Source organism: Streptomyces sp. NPDC085460 (assembly GCF_044541975.1).
Classification (GTDB): Bacteria; Actinomycetota; Actinomycetes; order Streptomycetales; family Streptomycetaceae; genus Streptomyces.
Genome location: NZ_JBITTO010000010.1, coordinates 141,139 through 158,831, shown reverse-complemented (window position 1 = coordinate 158,831; position 17,693 = coordinate 141,139). Strand labels below are relative to the sequence as shown.

General features: G+C 71.3%; 14 protein-coding genes. 7 read left to right on the top strand and 7 right to left on the bottom strand.

Features of this window, described 5'->3' with window-relative positions; translation table 11 throughout:
• Positions 1–21 precede the first annotated feature (21 nt).
• The 4 genes from ACIGHB_RS26245 to ACIGHB_RS26230 all read left to right on the top strand — a co-directional run bounded on the left by ACIGHB_RS26245 (position 22) and on the right by ACIGHB_RS26230 (position 4,691).
• A complete protein-coding gene (locus ACIGHB_RS26245) occupies positions 22–507 on the top strand; it encodes a very short patch repair endonuclease (RefSeq protein WP_399916321.1) in 486 nt (161 codons plus the stop codon).
• Positions 508–706: 199 nt separating this feature from the next.
• Positions 707–2,749, top strand: coding sequence for a helix-turn-helix transcriptional regulator (locus tag ACIGHB_RS26240; protein ID WP_399916455.1), 2,043 nt, complete (start codon positions 707–709; stop codon positions 2,747–2,749).
• On the top strand, positions 2,746–3,726 hold the full coding sequence (locus ACIGHB_RS26235; RefSeq protein WP_399916319.1) for a hypothetical protein: 981 nt from the start codon (positions 2,746–2,748) through the stop codon (positions 3,724–3,726). Before ACIGHB_RS26240 ends, ACIGHB_RS26235 begins: the two co-directional genes overlap by 4 nt.
• Positions 3,723–4,691, top strand: a complete 969-nt coding sequence (locus tag ACIGHB_RS26230) for a DUF6339 family protein (RefSeq protein ID WP_399916317.1) — start codon at positions 3,723–3,725, stop codon at positions 4,689–4,691. Before ACIGHB_RS26235 ends, ACIGHB_RS26230 begins: the two co-directional genes overlap by 4 nt.
• Before the next feature lie 9 nt (positions 4,692–4,700).
• Here the strand turns inward: ACIGHB_RS26230 and ACIGHB_RS26225 are convergent, their stop codons facing one another.
• From ACIGHB_RS26225 to ACIGHB_RS26200, 6 genes are all read right to left on the bottom strand, one after another.
• Positions 4,701–5,678 (bottom strand): DNA cytosine methyltransferase, encoded by a 978-nt coding sequence (locus ACIGHB_RS26225; RefSeq protein WP_399916315.1) that lies wholly within the window; start codon positions 5,676–5,678, stop codon positions 4,701–4,703.
• A 168-nt stretch (positions 5,679–5,846) separates the two neighbouring features.
• Entirely contained in the window at positions 5,847–6,845 is a 999-nt protein-coding gene (locus ACIGHB_RS26220; RefSeq protein ID WP_399916313.1) for a DNA cytosine methyltransferase, read from the bottom strand.
• A complete protein-coding gene (locus ACIGHB_RS26215) occupies positions 6,842–9,823 on the bottom strand; it encodes a Z1 domain-containing protein (RefSeq protein ID WP_399916311.1) in 2,982 nt (993 codons plus the stop codon). Before ACIGHB_RS26215 ends, ACIGHB_RS26220 begins: the two co-directional genes overlap by 4 nt.
• A gap of 50 nt (positions 9,824–9,873) precedes the next feature.
• Positions 9,874–10,857, bottom strand: coding sequence for a PD-(D/E)XK motif protein (locus tag ACIGHB_RS26210; protein ID WP_399916309.1), 984 nt, complete (start codon positions 10,855–10,857; stop codon positions 9,874–9,876).
• On the bottom strand, positions 10,850–12,397 hold the full coding sequence (locus ACIGHB_RS26205; RefSeq protein ID WP_399916307.1) for an ATP-binding protein: 1,548 nt from the start codon (positions 12,395–12,397) through the stop codon (positions 10,850–10,852). Before ACIGHB_RS26205 ends, ACIGHB_RS26210 begins: the two co-directional genes overlap by 8 nt.
• Before the next feature lie 152 nt (positions 12,398–12,549).
• Positions 12,550–13,548 carry an SEC-C metal-binding domain-containing protein gene (locus tag ACIGHB_RS26200; RefSeq protein ID WP_399916305.1) on the bottom strand — a complete coding sequence of 333 codons (999 nt, stop codon included), beginning with the start codon at positions 13,546–13,548 and terminating at the stop codon, positions 12,550–12,552.
• Between the two features lie 63 nt (positions 13,549–13,611).
• Here ACIGHB_RS26200 and ACIGHB_RS26195 point away from each other — a divergent pair, with 63 nt between their 5' ends.
• The gene (locus ACIGHB_RS26195; protein ID WP_399916303.1) at positions 13,612–14,451 is read left to right on the top strand and encodes a class E sortase; all 840 of its coding nucleotides are present in this window, start codon (positions 13,612–13,614) and stop codon (positions 14,449–14,451) included.
• On the opposite strand, the gene ACIGHB_RS26190 is transcribed toward ACIGHB_RS26195, so the two are convergent.
• The gene (locus ACIGHB_RS26190; protein WP_399916301.1) at positions 14,423–15,850 is read right to left on the bottom strand and encodes an MFS transporter; all 1,428 of its coding nucleotides are present in this window, start codon (positions 15,848–15,850) and stop codon (positions 14,423–14,425) included. The two genes, ACIGHB_RS26195 and ACIGHB_RS26190, sit on opposite strands and share 29 nt — an antisense overlap.
• Positions 15,851–15,959: 109 nt before the next feature.
• On the opposite strand from ACIGHB_RS26190, the gene ACIGHB_RS26185 reads away from it, so the two are divergent.
• Together ACIGHB_RS26185 and ACIGHB_RS26180 are read left to right on the top strand one after the other, a co-directional pair.
• The gene (locus tag ACIGHB_RS26185) at positions 15,960–16,490 is read left to right on the top strand and encodes a winged helix-turn-helix transcriptional regulator (RefSeq protein ID WP_399916299.1); all 531 of its coding nucleotides are present in this window, start codon (positions 15,960–15,962) and stop codon (positions 16,488–16,490) included.
• 242 nt (positions 16,491–16,732) lie between these two features.
• A complete protein-coding gene (locus ACIGHB_RS26180; protein WP_360312128.1) occupies positions 16,733–17,602 on the top strand; it encodes a fumarylacetoacetate hydrolase family protein in 870 nt (289 codons plus the stop codon).
• The last annotated feature ends 91 nt before the right edge of the window (positions 17,603–17,693 follow it).

The window sequence follows — 17,693 nt, the reverse complement described above, 5'->3', positions numbered from 1 at the left end:
GCCACGGTCCTCCTCAGGTAGATGGGGACTCCCCACCCTCGCGTACACGTCACAATGGCGGATATGAGGGTGCTCGAGACGACCGAGTCCACGAGATCCCGGATGAGCAGGCAGCGCAGCCGGGACACAGGCGTGGAGATGGCACTCCGCCGAGCCCTGCACGCGTCCGGCTTCCGTTATCGGGTCCACCGCCGCCCGCTGAAGGGCGTGCGACGAGAAGCGGACATCGTGTTCGGTCCTGCCAAGGTCGCTATCTTCGTCGACGGCTGCTTCTGGCACGGCTGCCCTGAGCACGCCACGTGGCCGAAGCGCAATTCGGCCTTCTGGCGGGAGAAGATCGAGAAGAACCGGGCTCGGGACCGCGACACCGATGCCCGTCTGAAGGAGGCGGGCTGGGCCTCCGTGCGGGTATGGGAGCACGAGAGCGCGATCGAGGCCGCCGTGCGGGTGGCGGCGATCGTCGAGGCGCGCCACCCCGGGCGCGCCCGCGTGGTCCGGAGCCCCTGAACCGCGGTTCGCCCAAAGAAATTTGACAGATCGCATGGCGTCAAATCCGTGGTGGTAGTTTGTTCGCCGTGCGGTCGCCGAGGACGCCTTGGTCCGGGTACCGCATCACCACCGAGTGAGCCCTGGGGGGACGCGAGTGACGGACACGCAAGGCGAGGAGTTCGGAACCTGGCTGGAGCGTCAGCTCGCCAGGGCGGACATGCGACAGGTCGACCTCGCGACACGACTGGGGCTCACGAGGGCCGCCGTTTCCGCGTGGATCACGGGGCGGGCGGAGCCCCGCGAGGAGACCAAGCGAGCCATCGCCGCGGTCTTCGACATAGACCTCGCGTCGGTCCAGAACCGCACGACCGACATCGCCTCCGCGCTGCCTCGCCAGTGGCACCACAGGCCCGCCCACGCGGACGGCGGGCGGGAGTACGGCAACGCCGCGGCCTTCGCCTTCGACGCAGACCTCTCCGTCCTCGCCCGGGAAGCCACTCAGAACTCGCTCGACGAGCGCCACGATCCCGCGGCGCCCGTCCGCGTCCGCTACGTCCTGCACGAGCTCACCGGTGAGCACCTCGACGCCTTCCTCACCGCCATGCGGTGGGACGAACTGCGGCCCCACTACGAGGCGGCGGCGGTGGGCGGCCAGAAGGTCTCCCGCAGTCTCCGTGCCGCCCTCGACGACCTCGACGGCCACCGTTCGCTGCTGCTTCTCCGTGTCGAGGACTACAACGCGGCGGGCCTCACCGGTCCGGAGTACAGGGACGGGCGCTACGCCGCCGTCGTGCGTCGTCAGCTCGACAGCCACAAGCAGGCGGGCGGACGGGCCGGCGGCTCGTACGGACTGGGCAAGGCCACCCTGTGGGCCACGAGTCGCCTGGGCCTCGTCCTCGTCAACTCCACCCTCTCGGAACCCCACGAAGGACGTGTCGAGCGCCGGGTCGTGGGACGCCTCGACCTGCCGTGGCACGAACTGGACGGCGAGGCGTACGCGGGCCCCGCCTGGCTCGGAGAACCGGAGCCCGGAGCCCTTCACCGAGGCGTGTCCCGGTCCTGGTGGGCCGGAGACGAGGAGGTCCGCGCACTTCACCTCGAGCGCTCGAACCCCGACCCCGGCACGTCCTTTCTCATCGTCGGGGCCCACGACGCCTCGGGCGACGCCGAGACACTCCAGGAGATGCACGACAAACTCGTCCGCGCACTCGCCGACGGCTTCTGGGCGACCATGATCGGCGGCAGAATGGCCGGAGCGCTCATGGAGGCGAGCGTCACGACCCTGCGCAACGGGCACGTGGACATCCCGGAGGAGCGCGTCGACCCCCACGCCTTCCACCCCGCACTCGGGCGCGCCCTGCAGTCCTACCTCGACGGCGCGACGGTCACCGAGCTCACCTCCGGCGACCAGGTCGCGCTCGCGGAGGTCCCGCTCGTCGTTTCACCGCTCAAGGGACGCGGTCGTGCCCGGGACAAGGGGCGTGAACACCGTGCCGTCCTCCTGCTGACCAGCGCGGCCGACCAGGACGAGCGGCACAACCGGGTCGTCTGCATGCGCGGCAACCGAATGACCATCACCGAGCAGCGACCACGCGAGCTCCCCCTGGGCACGGCGCCGTTCCAGGCAGTCCTGCTCGCCGGCTTCGCGACCGGTCGCGAAGGAGAGGACGTCGAACTCGCAGAAGCCTTCCTCCGGGCCTCCGAGCCGCCCGAGCACGACCGATGGGACCGCACAGAGGAGCTCACCTCCCTCTACGAGCGCGGCGCCCTCACCCGACTCAAGGAGTTCAGGGCCGAGACCGACAAGGCGGTCCGAAGCCTGGTCGGACGACGCGAGAGCACGCGCTCGGAAGGCCCCGCCGCCCTCCGTGAGCTGCTCAGGTTCGACGTCGGCACCACCGGCGCGGGCGGTGGACGGCGGGCGCAGGGCTTCCCGGTCGTCCGCAGCGTGCGGGCGCGGGTCGAGCCGGACGGCGCGTGGAACGTCACCGTCGGACTGAAGCTTCCCGACGCCGAGGACCCGTGGATCCTGGCGCCCGTGGCGAAGTTCGACGTGCGCTCCGGCGGTCGCCCCGCCGTGGGCTGGTCGACGCTGACCGCATCCGACAACTGTCGGGTGGAGAACGGTCTCCTCGTCGTCGCCCCCGGTGCGCGCACCGCCGTCTTCACCGGGGTCACCGACCCCGCCACGCACCCGGTCCAGAGCGCACTTGCCCGGCTCGTCGTCGACATCCAGAAGGCCCGCGGAGGAGCGGCATGAAGTCCGTCTACCCGTACCCGACCCTCTTCGGCGACATCGACCTCGACGTCCTGTCGATCACCGTCGACGGAACGTCGCCCCTCCCGTACTCACACGTCTCCAAGCCCCAGAAGACGGTGGCACTCCACAGGGCAGGCCGGGAGAACTGGGAGTACTGCACGCTCCACTTGCGTGCCACCCTCCCCGAGACGGAGCTCTCCGAGGGGGCCTGGACCGACGCCGTCTGCCTGGCCGCCCTGACCGAGAAGACCACGAACGCCCGCTCGACCACGTGCCTCGTGCGCGCGGCCGACGGCACGTGGAACGGCACCATCGACCTCCACCGGAGTCGCCATCTCGAGCGGGCCGCACTCGGCCTGACCGTCGTCGCCACCGTGGACGGAGTCCCGGGCCGGATGATCGGCACGACGGAGCAGGACTGGTACGTGGACCTCAAGGGGGCCACACCCGTACGCCAGCGTGAGATCGAGATCGTCCAAGAGGACTTCGGCGACGGGCCACAGGATTGGCTCCGCCCGTACAAGGACTCCCCGTGGATCGTGGAGACGACGGGCGAGGTCCCCACCGTCTACCTCAACACCGGGGCGGTCGACGGGTTCGTCGACCTGCTCCACGGCAGCGGGGGCGGTCCGGCCGAGCGGCTGTTGCGTGATGTCCTCGCCGGGCAGATCGCCCAGGACGCCTGGACCGCCATGTTCCACACGGCCGTCAGCGACCTCGACACGGACGAGGACGGTACCCCCGTCATGCCGACGGGCTGGCGGGAATCCGTTCTCCGGGCCATGCTTCCCGACGTGATGCCCGGGCGACAACTCACCGACGTCCTCTACGACATTCAGGAACGGCGGACGAAGGGGTTCGGCTGGGCCGAGCTGCAGACCACCATCCAGTACGCGGCCGGCAAGCGCAGCCGGATCGCGAAGAAGCTGACCGACGCGGTGCGCGCCGTCGACGCGGACAGGAGCAATGCCCGATGAGCCCGTTCGCCCCCGCGCAGCTGCCTTCCGTGCTCGCCCTGCTGCCCGATGCGGCGGTCACCAAGTACCTCGGCCGAGGCATCCAGTCGGGCCTCGAGTCGCCACCGCAGGTCGCCCTGACCCGTGCCTGCGTCGCCTTCGACGCGAGGACGGCCGAGCGCCGGCGCACCGCACCTGTACGGGAACTCCTCGACGAGGCCATGAGACGGTTCGCGGCCGACAGGTACGCCGCCGACGGCTGGTTGGCTCCGCGCCTGCACGCCACCCTGCGCATGACGCGGGCGGAGGCCGCCGACAGGCGCCTCTGGAACCATTTGGCCATGATCGTCGCCCCCGACTACGTCGTCTGGCGTCACCGGGGCGCCGACACGGCGGACGGGCGGGGCGTCGCCCAGGCTGCTCGGTTCAGCGGAATCCACTACACCCAGGCGTTCTCCCGCCTCTGGTGGGCGGCCGAACTCTTCCGCGACGGTCCCGACTACCGTCCCGTCGCCACGGCCTGTCGTGTCCAGGACGTTCTCAACACCACGATGCGCCTGGACGTCATCGACCACCGACCCACCGCACAGGCCGTGATCCGGATCGTCGAGGGTCTGCTCGATTCCGGTGTTCCCCGAGTCGGCGACCGGGTCAACGCCTTCTCGGCGGCCGTGAACGCGGCCGGGAGCACCCTGATGTACGACGTCCTGGCCGAGGACGACGAACCGGACCTCGACGAACTGCACGACTGGATCGAGGCCGGCGTCCGCCAGGGCGTGGAGTTCGATCGGCTTCCCGAGGGGCCCCACGACGGGCACGTTCGGGCGGGCGCCGTCGACGCCCTGCTGCCCCTCTTCGAGAAGCTGCGGGCCGAGGCGCCCGTGCGCAAGCGGAAGCCGACCGAGGGCGACCACGAGGCCGACGCCACGGTGCCCTCGCCCAGGGTTCCGGGTGTCAGCCTCGCGAAGCCGTCGGACCCCGTCTGACCCGGGGCGTCAGCTGTCGGCCGCGTACCGGTCCGCCGGGCCGAGGACGGCGTTCAGGACCGCCTTGCCCAGCAGCGGGGGAATGGCGTTGCCGATCTGCTGGGCCACGGCCCGTCCCGCCCACGGGTATCCGCCGGGGAAGGTCTGCAGGAGCCCGGCCTCGGATTCGGTGAAGCGGGGGAGCTCGGTTCCGTCCGCGCCGACCACCCGATTGCGGGAGACCTTGCCGGTGACGGTGAAGGCGGGTTCCTCGGAGGTACGTCGGCCGCGACTCTTGGGATCGCCGCCGGTCCCGTAGTTCGAGATCACCTCGAACGCGTCGGATCGGTCGAGCACCGCGGACATCGGCACCCACGGCTCCTGCGCCGGATTGCCCTGGTCGCGGGGGACGCCCTTGCGGTACAGGCGATGCGTGGGGTCCGGCAGCTTGGCTTCGGCGTTGAGCCGAGCCACGAGAATGGCGCGGCGTCGGGTCTGAGGGACGCCGTACTGCTCCGTGTGCAGCACCTGGGGCATGGGCACCGAGTAGCCCTTCGCGAGGAGGACCTCCCGGTACTCCTTCCAGACCGGGAGCACGGCGGGTACCTGCTCGAGGACGATGGCCTCGTACGGCCGGCCGTCCTTGAGCGCTTCGAGGGCCCAGCGCAGCGGCTCCAGGACGAGACCGGTGCGCTCGTCGTCGAGGACGGCGAGCTTGGAGCGGACGTCCTCGCCCTGTGCCATGCGCTTGACGAAGCCGATGACCTCGTCCAGCGCGCGCCTGCCCGCGCCGCCGCCCGCCACGGTGAAGGTCTGGCACGGGGGGCCGCCGGCGAGCACCGTGGCGTTCGGGAACTTGTGGGGGCCGAAGTCGCGAACGTCGCCCTGCAAGGTGGCGAGCCGGGCCTCGGTGCGGGTCGCGCAGGCGTCGTCGTCGTACTCGATCCCCGTCACCTCGTAGCCGAGATCCCGGGCCGCCACGTCGAGTCCGCCCGGTCCGGCGAACAAGTCGACAATCTCGGGGCGTGGCACGTGATCTCCAGGAGGGTGGTGTGTCTGTCGGGGAACGGGGCGACCCCGGCAGCGCTCCAGACTACCGGGCGCCGCCGTGTGGGCGGCCAGGCCTTCGACGGTGGTTCCCGATGGGTCGAAGGTGACGGATTTCGTCCGGGGAGGTCAGGTTTCCAGGGCCGCTCGGATCGCTCTGCCGAGGGCTCGCCCGACCGGCGGCGGGGTGGCGTGTCCCACCTGTCGGTACCGCACGGTCTTCCCGCCGGCGAATTCCCACTCGGGCGGGAAGCCCTGGAGCGTGGCCGCCTGGCGCACGGTGAGCGGCATCATCCCCGGACGGCCGCGCGAAGGGTCCCAGGCGAAGTCAGGACCCGGCACCTCGTCGGCCACGGTGCCGCCGTCCACCCCCATGCGCGCCCAGGCGCGCTTGCTGCCCGTAGGGCCCAGGTCGGGTCCGCCGCGGTTCCAGGAACCCCCGACCAGGGTGGGGGCCGGTCGGTCCGCCTGCGCGGCCCAGTGCGCCGCGCCGGGCCAGCCCCGGGCTCCCATCGACGGGCCCAGGGCCTCGCCCACCGTGCGAGGACGGGAGACGGAGGGGGCAGGAGGGGTGAAAGCGTCGAGTCGACCGTCCCTGAAGGCGACGACGACCCCCTGTTTCCGATCCTGTGCCACTCCGAAATCGGACGCGTTCAGCACGAACCATCGGATGTCGTACCCGAGGTGGACGAGCTCCTCGGTGATGTATGCGCGGATGGGCCCGTACGTGGGCTTGGTGACGAGGTCGGGAACGTTCTCGATCAACAGGGCGCGCGGGCGGATGCCGTGCATGAGCATGATCGCGGCCTGGAGTACTTCCAGCTCGTCCTCCCGCTCGCCGCGGTGCACGGACGCGGTGGCCTTGACCCGGGGCAGCCCGGCCGCGACCAGATCCACGTCGTAGGTCTGCTGGTGTTCGACGGGGTCGAAGTCGCGCAGGTCGAGATCGAGGACGTGCCAGGCCGGCCTGTTCGCGCGGAGCGTCTCACAGGCGACGGCTCTGTTGTCGAGGAGCAGTACGGGGTCGAAGCCCGCCTGCTCCAACCCCAGTGCGAGCCCTCCGGCGCCGGCGCAGATGCCGACGCTTCGCAGGCGGGGCTCGGTGCTCGTGGACGGCCCGTTCCTCACGCGGTGCCCGGTCCGGAGTCCGTGTCGATGATGGCGATGCCCTCCTTGGACGAGTCGACGGTCGTGAAGCGCAGGACCCGTCCGTCGTCGCTGCGTGCCGACGCAGGGGCGACGAAGCCGAAGGCCATCACGATGCGGCTCGGATCGACGGCGTCGCCGTCCGTCAGGCCGGCCCGGTGCGCCGACTCGATGATCGGGTACAGGACGATCACACCTCGCCGAGGCGAGACGAACTCCTCCACGGCCGCATCGCCGGAATCGGCGAGGGCGCCCGCGATCCGAAGCGCCGCGCCACGGTGCTTGAGGTCGCTGATGGCGCCGAAGAGCGGGTCGCGCCGTCGGTCACGTGCGAAGTAGGAGTAGGTGCGTCCTTCGCCCCCGATCCGGATCCGCCGGGCCGGCTGGGCGTGCTGCGGGGCGAGGACGAGCCAGTCGTCCACCTGGGCGGGACCGCTCGTCGTGATCTCCCGCAGGTAGTCCAGGTGCGGGGCGAACTGGGAAGGAGCTCCCCACCGCACGTCCGATACGAGACTCAGGAGCCTGCTCGGTTCCAGACTGCCGGTGAGCGCGGCGAAGCGGTGCGTGACCCCCGATTCCGTGAAGTGGTACGCGAGGGACGTCGGCTCGGCCGACAGAGAGGTCAGGATCGGTGTCCACAGGTTCGTGTTGTGGCGCAGGTCCGCCGCCTTCGTCGGATAGGCGGTGGGCTCCTGCCACTCGCCGGGAGAGCGCACCGTGACCAGCCGGGAGTTGTACATCTTGCTCGGGCTGGTGGGCTTGAGCCACGGGATGTGCTGCCAGACGAGCGGCGGGACCCTGTCCGGAGTGACCTGGGGGCGGCCGTCGACGGTCACGCTGTACTGGGCCAGCTCGGCCCGGAATGCCTCCTCGTCCCGGCAGATCGCCTCGAAGCCCTCGTAAAGGTCGATCTCCTTCTTCCCCATGGCCTCCTGGCGGCCCAGGTAGAGGCGGACGAGGTCCCGGTATCCCTTGCGGAATCCGAACCACCGACCCATCTGCATGAGAGTCGACGCGTTTCCGGCGCGGCGCCGGAAGTACGAGACGGTCAATCCCTCCACGGTGAAGCCACGGGCCAGCTTCTGGCCGCCGATGAGGATCTTCCAGATGGACCGCTTGTCGAAGTCGGCCTCGCCGGTCTCGATGTCCTTGTCGCCGTTGACCACGATGATCGGCTTGTCGTCGCCGCCGATCCGGATGGCGGCGGGACCGATGTAGGGGGCGAGCTCCTCGAACGAGGCGGGTACGGCCTGGCCGTCGGCGCGTACGGCGGAGACCAGGGCGACGTCATTCTCGAAGAGCGTGCGCAGCCGCTCGCGGCCCGTGGCACCAAGGTAGCCGGCGTTCCACCACAGCCCGGTCACGCGGCCGAGCAGCTGACGGTGGTCGTCCTGCCGGACGGACTCGTGGATCAGCATCGTGTGGTGCTGGAAGTAGCGGTCTCCCAGGCCGCCCTTGTCCTCGCGGTAGAGCTTCATCGCTGCCGTGAGGACGAACATGTCCATGGCGCGTTCGAGGCACGTGTCGTCCTCGTCGTCCTCGACGACGATCGAGCGGACGTGTGCCATCTCGTTCGAGTTCGCGTACGTGCGTTCCTCGTCGGTCGGATCGGTGTCGAGGTCGTGGAAGTCACGGGCTCCCATGTACCCGTCCGGGCGGGGCAGAGAGATGATGAAGTCCTTCGGGAAGATGTCCTCGGTGTCGCTGGGGTCGATGAAGACGTTGGCGAAGGGTGTCGCCGTGTAGCCGACGTACTGCGCCCGCGGGAGCATCCGCAGCAGTTCCGAGATCTTCTTGTTGATCGCGGTCCGCTCGGTGTTCGGTTTGGCCAGGTCCGACGTGTTCACCGATGCCTCGTCGGACTCGTCGTCGATGATGAGCACCGGGATCTCGGAGAGCGGGGTCTGGATCTTCTGGAGGTCCTTGACCAGCTTGCCCAGGACCAGCTTGTTCTTCTTCACGACCATCAGGCGGGCCGCTGCGCGGTGGAGGTTGCGCGGGTCGTACAGCGGGAGGCCCGGCTCCTGCTTGTCGGATTCCAGGGCAGCGATTCCCATGTGGAGGCTCTGGTAGTCGACGTCGCGCGTCGTCATCCGGTGGATGTCGAAGGCGCCGAGAGCGGAGGGCATCGCGCCGAAGGTGGCGAATCTGCCCTGGCTCCAGGCCGGGTCGTCGGCGTAGTCGGACTCGTATTCGCTCGCGCCGCGCATGATGTTCTCGCGGCCCACGAGTTCCATGTCCAGGCGCCGCTGGGTTTGCGCCCGCAGCATGTTCAGCGTGCCACCCAGGACGATGACCAGCCGGTAGCCGGCGTCGATCGCCTTGGCGATGACACCTGCGAAGTTGGCGGTCTTGCCGGACTGCACGTAGCCGACGACGAGACCCTTCGACTGGTAAGCCTCGGGCGCGGTCGGGTCGGCCAGCCGTTCCACGACGCGGTCGGTCGCCTCGTCGAGTCCCGCAACGACGTCCTCGGGCCATCCCTTCTCCGCCAGCAGCTTGCGGTACGCGGGCCAGTACCACGGGCGGCCCTGGAGGGACTGCGGCGTGTACCAGGCCTTGTGCTCGGTGCTGATGACGACCGCGCCCGCAGCCTTGGAGACGGGAACGAGGGAGTCGAGCAGCTTGCCGGTCTCCGCTCCGATGCCGAGCAGGGCATAGACGTCGGCCCGGCGGGCATCCGTGCGGGGGGCGTGGTCGGACCAGGAGACGTTCTCGTTGTAGTCCCAGCGGGTGAGCTGCTTGCGCCACATCTCCACCAACCGGTCCGTGGCCCGAGCCTCGCGCAGCACGGACAGGAAGTCGGCTTCGGCGGCGAGGTCCATGGCCTCCGCCGAGAGATCCTCGGCCTGGTATTCGAGGGCTCGTACGAGTCGCTTCGGCTTCCCGGAACTCATGTCTCCGAGGACCTGGGCGTGGAGGTCGAGTCGGAGGGCGGCGGCCGAGTCGGAGAAGGGCATCGGTGGTTGTTCCTCGGAGGTCGGGACGATGAGTGGTGGGGGCGCGATGGTCAGGGAAGGCGTAGGCCGGAGAAGTCCACGGGGGCTCCGGGAGTGGGGGCGAGACCTGTCACGTCCGTCTCGTAGCGGACGGCCGAGATCCGTTCGAGGGAGGCGGCCGCCAGGATCCCGGGCGTGAGGCGAGGGACGGAATGGGCGGAGAGGAGGAGGGCCTCGTCGCGGGGGGTCCACCGCTCGTCGTCCTCCCGCATCGGGGACCAGCCGCAGCGCTCCAGAGCGGAGTTCAGTCGACTCAGGGTTCCTGGAGCCCGGTCGGCGACGATCTCGCGGACCGCGTCGACCGACTCGGTGAGCGTGCGGCCGCCCGCCCCGCCCCGGGTGAAGCGCAGTGACGCGAACCAAAGAGGCCGGCCGGGGGCGGGTTGGAGCTGCCCCAGCCCGTGGATGACGTGGCGTCGACGTTCCGTCGCGGTCGTCTTCACCTCGATGTCGAAGTCCGCGAGTGCGAAGTCGTGCTCCTCGCCGTACGGCCCGGTCCACGCGTCGACGGCGGATTCCCAGCCGTACGACTCGGCGAGTCGAGCCAGTATCGCCAGCTCGCCCAGCAGCCCGATCCGCCGTTCGACGCTCATGGCCCCGGGGCGGTCGAGGAGAGAGCTCCAGTTGTCGACGGTCTCGTGAAAGGCGCGGTCCAGTGAACGGTTCTGTGTGACGATCCGATCCGCGACGGCGAGCGCCAGGTCGTGGAAGTCGCGCATCAGCTCGGTCTGCGTGGTCCGGATGCGGGCCATGCGCAGTCCCCCGCCGACGGCCACCTGGTCGATGTCGACGGCCGGGAGGGGGGAGCGAGGCGGCCGCTGGTGCCTCTCCAGCTCGACGAAGAGGGCGATGTCCGCACCGCCGTGCCCTACCTCGTACGAGACGACGGGATGGCCGTCGGCGGGCGAGAGGCGGTAGCTCGCACCCAGCCCCTCTCCCAGGTAGTGCTCGACCGTCGACCAGGCGAGGACGGGGCCGGGCTCCGCGTCAGTCATCCTCGGCCACCCGGTTCAGCTCCGCGCGGGCGGCCGCCACGAGTACGGACTGCCACAACTGGAGGTTGTCCTTCTCCCTGCTGCCGCTGTACTCCTTCTCGAAGACTCCGTGGAGCAGCAGATACATGAGCGACTTGAGGGTCGGGGCGTCGTTGAGGCCGCCGCGTCGGCCGCCCAGGATGGCGCCTCGGTAGTGGTGGTTGAGGATGATGGTCCGGTTCTCGCGGTCGATCTCGAAGAAGGTGCTGTTGTCGATCTTCTGCCACCGGACGGAGATCGGTTCCTCGAACGGGATGATCGGAAGTTCGTCCTCGATGGCCTCGCGGACGGAGGATTCGAACCCCTTGCCCGCGGCGATCACGGGCTTGCGTGTCGTGCCGGTGCGCTTGCGGGCATCCCTATAGGTCGTGTCGGCATCCGCCACGTACTGGGTGAAGGTCCGGCCGTCGGCGTCGGTCGCGGATTCCAGGGCACTGACGAACGCGGGAGAGGTGTCGACACCGTCCTTCTTCACCGTCAGGCGGAACACCCTCGCGGCGGCCGTGTCGTCCGGAAGGTCGACGGCGACCCGGGCCAGGGCGAGGTGCTGCTCGGGCTGCCTGAAGTTGTTCCAGCCGCCCGCCTGGACGAGGCGGTTGTGTCGGTAGAAGTAGAAGCCCTGGCGGTCGAGGCCGGTGCCCACCGCCTTGAACTCGTCGACGTTGGACTTCGGCGGCCATATGTGGGCGGTCAGCGTGACGGGCCCGATCGAGGGGATGTCCGCGACGAAGTCGCGCGCGTAGTCCGGATGTCCGCTGATCGGATAGGCGAAGGGATCGAGGGGCTGCACACCGAAGTTCATGTACTCGACGCCAGTGGAGACGTCCTCCACCGCGATGGTGATGTTGAAGTCGTCGCGGGCCAGGAACCGGTGCAGGTGCAGACCGAGGTGGAGCCCCAGCTTGTTGATGGTGCGATGCAGGTACCGATCGGTCTGACCGCCGCCGCCGGTGTGTGGGAAGTCCTTGACCGCGTCCCAGCGGACGATCGTGCCCTGCCAGACGATCGGGCAGTCGTAGTAGCGGTCGATGAGCTGCTGGGCGTAGTCCGGGGCGACGATGTCGCACTGGTGGCCGGTCACCGCCCGTTCCATGGTCCAACGCCGACCGACGGGAGCCGCGGCCCGGGTGCGGCGCACCTTGCTGACGACCGTGACGGCCCCCGCGTGGCTGAGGGAGGCGGACTTCAGACCGGTGCCGAACATGCCGAGCGCCTGGGCGTCGTAGTCACGGCGACCGCCGACGGTCATCGCGACGTCCAGCTGCTCCTCGTCCATGCCCTTTCCGTCGTCGACGATGAGGAGGCTGACGAGCCTGTCCCCGTCGCGAAGGAAATGGATGACGACGTCCTTGGCGCCGGCATCGATCGAGTTGTCCACCAGGTCCGCGACGGCAGCCTCGAATCCGTACCCCTGGCTGCTGAGTGCCTCCATGTAGCGCGCGTCCGGTGGCAAGTGCTTGCTGCCGGTCGTGGGTACCTCGAACTGCCACTCAGTCGTCATGTCGGCCTTGGGTTCTGCACGGGCTACATCAGGTCGATGCGACCTTAACGGACGCCACCGACAATGATCCGGGGATTCCGGATGTCGGGAATCGACTGACACGCGCGTGCCGCGGCAGGTGCCGCCCCAGGGCTCGACCCGATGGAGAGGTCCTACTCCGCCCCGTGGCACTCCCCGTAAGGCCGGCCCGAGTCGCACCAGCAAGGGGTGGTGCGGAGTGGGGGCCACGGGAGGGCTCGGGCTCGGGCGGCGAGGGTGGTGGCGTATTGGGGGAGGAGGTCGGCGTTCGCGGGGGAGGAGGACTCCGAGGCGGCGAAGGCTTCGTAGGAGGGGACGGTGGCGCGGACGATGCCGAGGTTGTGGGCGCCGGCCGCCGCGAGTTCGCGGAGGGACGCCTCGATGTCCGTCAGGTGGGCGCGGTGGGTGGGGTACTCCGTCTCCAGCTCCGGGTAGGCCGTGAGGAGTTCCGTCAGCTCGGCTTCCGGCCAGTGGAGGACGGCCACCGGGAAGGGGCGGGAGAGAGCCGTGCGGTAGCTGCCCAGTTCGGCGCGGAGGCGGGCGATCTCGGCCTGGAGTTCGGTGGGGTCGGAGGAGCCGAGGGACCAGAGGCGCTTCGGGTCGTGGAGTTCGTCCAGGGGGATCGTGCCGGCGTGGAGGCGGTCCGCCAGGGTGTCCCGGTCGTCGTGGTCCAGGGCCAGCATGCGGCGGACGCGGTGGCGGGTGGCCAGGAGGGAGACCATGGCGTGGGGGAGTTCCGCGCCGGGGACCAGGAGGTGGGCCGCCGCCTCGGTCAGCGTGGCCTCCGCCGCCTCCAGCTCGTCGTGGCTCTCCAGCGTCTCCGCCGCGATCTCCCACGGGGCCGCGTCCGCCGGGCGCTCGCGGCGGAGGCCGTCGATGATGGCCCGCGCCTCGGCCTCGTGCCCGTACTCCCACAGGTTCGACGCCTTGAGCGCGCGGATCAAATGCGGGTCGGCCGGGTCGCCGGACAGGAGGTCGTCGTAGAGGGCCGTCGCGCCCGGGCGGTCGTCCGCCAGCTCCAGGTGGGCCGCCGCGCGGAGGAGCAGCGGCTCCCGGTCGCCGGGGTACCGCTCGGCGGTGCGCAGCAGGCGCTCGGCTTCGGTGGTGTGGGCGGCAGGCGTGTCGGGGCGCATGTCGTCCACCGTACTGCTGTACGCCCCTGGAGAGTTGGCGCCGCAGCGCCTATCGTGCCCGGCGTGCGGGACAGGGGACGCGGAGGACGGGAGCGGGTGCCGGTCGTCGTCCAGGCGCGCTCGGGGCGCCGTGGACTCGCCCGCGTGCTCTGGATCGCCGCCGAGACCGTCGTCACCTGCGGTGTTCTCATCCTTCTGCTCGTCGTCCACCAGCTGTGGTGGACCAATCAGCAGGCCCGCGCCGAGGCCGGGGCCGAGGTCCGCGCGCTGGAGCGGGAGTGGGACATCTCTCTCCCGGAGGGGGAGAGGGAGGGGGAGGGGGCGGTGTCCGCCGGGCCCTCGGCCCGGCCGTCCGCCGCCGTCGGTAGCCCGTCCGCCGTGCCCGGGTCCGGCAGCCCGTCCCCCCGGCGTACGCGGCCCCCCGCTCGGCCCCCGGCCCCCTCCGCCGTCCCTCCGCCGCCCTCCGGGCAGACCTTCGCCGTGCTGCGCATCCCGCGGATCGGGCTGACGGTGCCGGTCGCGCGCGGGATCTCCAAGAGCAAGGTGCTCGACAGGGGGTACGTGGGGCACTACCCCGGCACCGCCGCCCCCGGCGCCGCCGGGAACGTGGCGCTCGCCGGGCACCGGAACACGCACGGCGAACCGTTCCGGTACGTCAACCGGCTGCGGAAGGGCGACGAGATCACCCTGCGGACCCGGGAGGGCACGTACACCTACCGCGTCGACCGGATCCTCCCGGTCACCTCGCCGCGCGACACCGGCGTCATCCAGCCCGTGCCCCGGTCGATCGTCAAGCCCTCGTACGGCTACTCCGAGGCCGGGTCCTACCTCACCCTCACCACCTGCACGCCCGAGTTCACCTCCCGCTACCGGCTCATCGTCTGGGCGACCCTGCGACGGTGAGGGCCGCGCCCGCCAGGGCGAGGACCGCCGAGGCCACCACGGCCGCGTCGGGGCCCGACCCCGAAAGCGCCAGCATCAGCGCCACGCCCGCCGCCGAACCGATGTACCGGGCCGTGTTGTTCGCGCCCGAGCCCATCGCCGCCCGCTCCGGGGGCACCGAGTCGACCGCGAGCCGGGGCAGGGCCGCGTTCAGCAGGCCGCTGCCCGCGCCCGCCACCACCAGGCCCGCGACCAGACGCGGCCAGGGCAGCGCGGGGGAGTCGAGCGCGCCGAGGAGGGCGAGGACGCCCGCCGCCGACAGGACGAAGCCGAGGGCCAGCTGGTGCGCGGCCGAGAGCCGGCCCGCGAGCCGGCGCGCCTGGAGCGCCACCGCGAACGCCGTGCCCGACCAGAGCACGAAGAGCCACGCCGCCGCCAGGGGCGCCATGCCCGCGCCCCGCTGGATCAGCGCCGGGACCACGCTGAACAGGCCGATCACCGCCAGGCCCGTGAAGAGCGCCCCCACCGCCGACACCCGGAACTCCCGCCTCCGCAGCAGCGCGAGGTCGATCATCGGCTGGGCCGCCCGGCGTTCCACCAGCAGGAACAGCGCGGTGAGCGCCGCCGACGCCAGGACCAGCACGCCGATCACCGGGCGCAGCCAGCCGTCCCGGCCCAGGGTCAGCGCCGTCAGCAGCGCGCCGAGCGCCAGCGCGAGCGTCGTCGCGCCCGCCAGGTCGGGGCGCCCCCGCCGGCCGTCGCCGGGGGTGCGGTCCGCCGGGTGGGCGGGGGTACGGGTCCCCACGGAAGCCGTCAGCAGGGCCCCCACCGCGGCCGTCAGCAGGGCCGCCGCGCCCAGGGCCACGTACGCCAGCCGCCAGTCCACCAGGCCGAGCGCCCCCGCGAGCAGCGGGCCCAGCGCGATCCCGCCGCTCACCGCCGCGCCCCAGATCCCGGTGGCGCGGATCCGGTCGCGGCCCGTGGGGTACGCGTCGGCCAGGAGGCCCAGGCTGCCGGCGAGGACCGCCGCGCTCGCCGCGCCCTGCGCGATCCGCGCCGCCGTGAACAGCGCCGTCGAACCGGCGAAGGCCCCGAGCGCGGTCGTCACGCCCAGCGCGAGCGTGCCGAGCAGGAAGACCCGGCGCCTGCCGTGCGCGTCGGCCAGCGCGCCCGCGACCAGGAGCAGCGCGGCGAGGCCGAGCGGGGTGCCGTTGAGCAGCCACGCCTGTGCCGAGGACGGCGTCCCGAACGCCTCCGCCATCGCGGGGAGGGTGAGCATCGGCGCCGTGTAGTTCATCAGCGCGACGGCGGTGGCGAAGGCGGTGACGGCGAGGGTCGCCGGGCCGCCCGGGGGTCGGGTGGAGGGGCCGTCGCGGCCCGCGCGGTCCGGTGTGTGCGGCTGCGAGTGGGCTGTGCGCATGCGGGGCCTCCGCCCGGTCGGTCCATCCTGCGGGTCGATTCATTCAATGAACCCGCACTCTACCCGCTGGGTTCGGTCAATGAACCATCTTTTCGGTACGATGGCCACCATGGCCCTCGGTAAGGACTACACGCAGCAGCAGTGCTCCATCGCGCGCGCCCTGGAGGTCGTCGGCGAGCGCTGGACGCTGCTCGTGGTGCGCGACGCCTTCTACGGCGTCCGCCGGTACAGCGACTTCCTGGCCCACCTCGGCGCCCCCCGCGCCGTCCTGGCCGCCCGCCTCCAGGCCCTCGTCGACGCCGGCGTCCTCGACCGGCGCCGGTACCAGGACTCCCCGCCCCGCGACGAGTACGTCCTCACCGAGCGCGGCCTCGCCCTCTGGCCCGTCCTGTGGGCCCTCGGGGCCTGGGGCAGGGCCGAGGTCCCCGGCACCCTGCCCATGCGCCACTTCCACCACGCCGGCTGCGGCGCCGAGCTCGGCCCGTCCGGCGAGTGCCCGGCCTGCCGCGTCCCCGTGGCCCCCGCCGAGGTCGAGATGCGGCCCGGTGCCGGGCTCGACCCCGACCCCGCCGACCCCGTCGGCCGCGCCCTCCTCACCCCCCGCCGGCTGCTGGTCCCGCTGGAGCCGGCCTCCTCCTGAAGGGGTCCGCGCGGACGGGGCCTACTCGCGCTGAAGGTGCCCGGCCGGGCAGTCCCTACTCGCGCTGAAGGGACCTCGCCTGGACAGGCCCTACTCGCGCGTAAGGGTCCGCAGGCTGAACGGGGTCTTGCGGGCTGAACCCGAGTCTTGGAGGATCGAACGATCCTCCGATGGCCGCACTCCATCGGCCGGGGCACCGAAGGGCCTCCCCCCGGGCCCACCTCGACCACAGGGAGAAGACCATGAAGCTGCTGCGAGTCGGCCCGCCGGGCGCCGAGCGTCCCGCCCTCCTCGACGGGGACGGAACCCTCCGTGACCTGTCCTCCTTCACCGACGACGTCGACGGCCGGCTGCTCGCGGACACCGCCACGCTCGACCGGATCCGCGCCGCCGCCGAGGCCGGGGTGCTCCCCGCGTACGGCGGCTCCGGCGACGCCACCGGGCTGCGCGTCGGCCCGCCGGTCGGCCGGATCGGCAAGGTCGTGTGCATCGGGCTGAACTACCACGGGCACGCGGCCGAGACCGGGCAGGCCACCCCGGCGGAGCCGGTCGTCTTCCTCAAGGCCGCCGACACCGTCGTCGGCCCGGACGACACCGTGCTCGTACCGCGCGGCTCGGTGAAGACCGACTGGGAGGTCGAGCTGGCGATCGTCATCGGCCGGACCGCCCGCTACCTGGAGACGGACGAGGAGGCCCTGGCGCACGTCGCCGGGTACGCGCTCGCGCACGACGTCTCCGAGCGCGAGTTCCAGATCGAGCGCGGCGGCACCTGGGACAAGGGCAAGAACTGCGAGACCTTCAACCCGCTCGGGCCCTGGCTGGTGACCGCCGACGAGGTGCCCGACCCGCAGGACCTCGCCCTGCGCCTCTGGGTGAACGGCGAGCTGAAGCAGGACGGCCACACCTCGGACCAGATCTTCCCGGTCGCCGAGGTCGTGCGGTACGTGAGCCGGTTCATGACGCTCTACCCCGGCGACATCATCAACACCGGCACGCCCGCCGGTGTCGCCATGGGGCAGCCCGACCCCAAGCCGTACCTCCGGCCCGGCGACGTCGTCGAGCTGGAGATCGAGGGCCTCGGCCGCCAGCGCCAGGAGCTGAAGAGCGCCTGACCGGCCGTGCGGTGGTGACGGTCACGTCCGGATCTGGCGGCGCCCCGCGTGGGGTGCCGCCATTTTCGTCACTTTTTATGCATATTGCGGC

Coding starts and splice junctions, on each gene's coding strand:
- ACIGHB_RS26245 (WP_399916321.1), top strand. CDS start 22: ATGGGGACTCCCCACCCTCGCGTACACGTCACAATGGCGGATATGAGG.
- ACIGHB_RS26240 (WP_399916455.1), top strand. CDS start 707: ATGCGACAGGTCGACCTCGCGACACGACTGGGGCTCACGAGGGCCGCC.
- ACIGHB_RS26235 (WP_399916319.1), top strand. CDS start 2,746: ATGAAGTCCGTCTACCCGTACCCGACCCTCTTCGGCGACATCGACCTC.
- ACIGHB_RS26230 (WP_399916317.1), top strand. CDS start 3,723: ATGAGCCCGTTCGCCCCCGCGCAGCTGCCTTCCGTGCTCGCCCTGCTG.
- ACIGHB_RS26215 (WP_399916311.1), bottom strand. CDS start 9,823: ATGCCCTTCTCCGACTCGGCCGCCGCCCTCCGACTCGACCTCCACGCC.
- ACIGHB_RS26210 (WP_399916309.1), bottom strand. CDS start 10,857: ATGACTGACGCGGAGCCCGGCCCCGTCCTCGCCTGGTCGACGGTCGAG.
- ACIGHB_RS26205 (WP_399916307.1), bottom strand. CDS start 12,397: ATGACGACTGAGTGGCAGTTCGAGGTACCCACGACCGGCAGCAAGCAC.
- ACIGHB_RS26200 (WP_399916305.1), bottom strand. CDS start 13,548: ATGCGCCCCGACACGCCTGCCGCCCACACCACCGAAGCCGAGCGCCTG.
- ACIGHB_RS26190 (WP_399916301.1), bottom strand. CDS start 15,850: ATGCGCACAGCCCACTCGCAGCCGCACACACCGGACCGCGCGGGCCGC.
- ACIGHB_RS26185 (WP_399916299.1), top strand. CDS start 15,960: ATGGCCCTCGGTAAGGACTACACGCAGCAGCAGTGCTCCATCGCGCGC.
- ACIGHB_RS26180 (WP_360312128.1), top strand. CDS start 16,733: ATGAAGCTGCTGCGAGTCGGCCCGCCGGGCGCCGAGCGTCCCGCCCTC.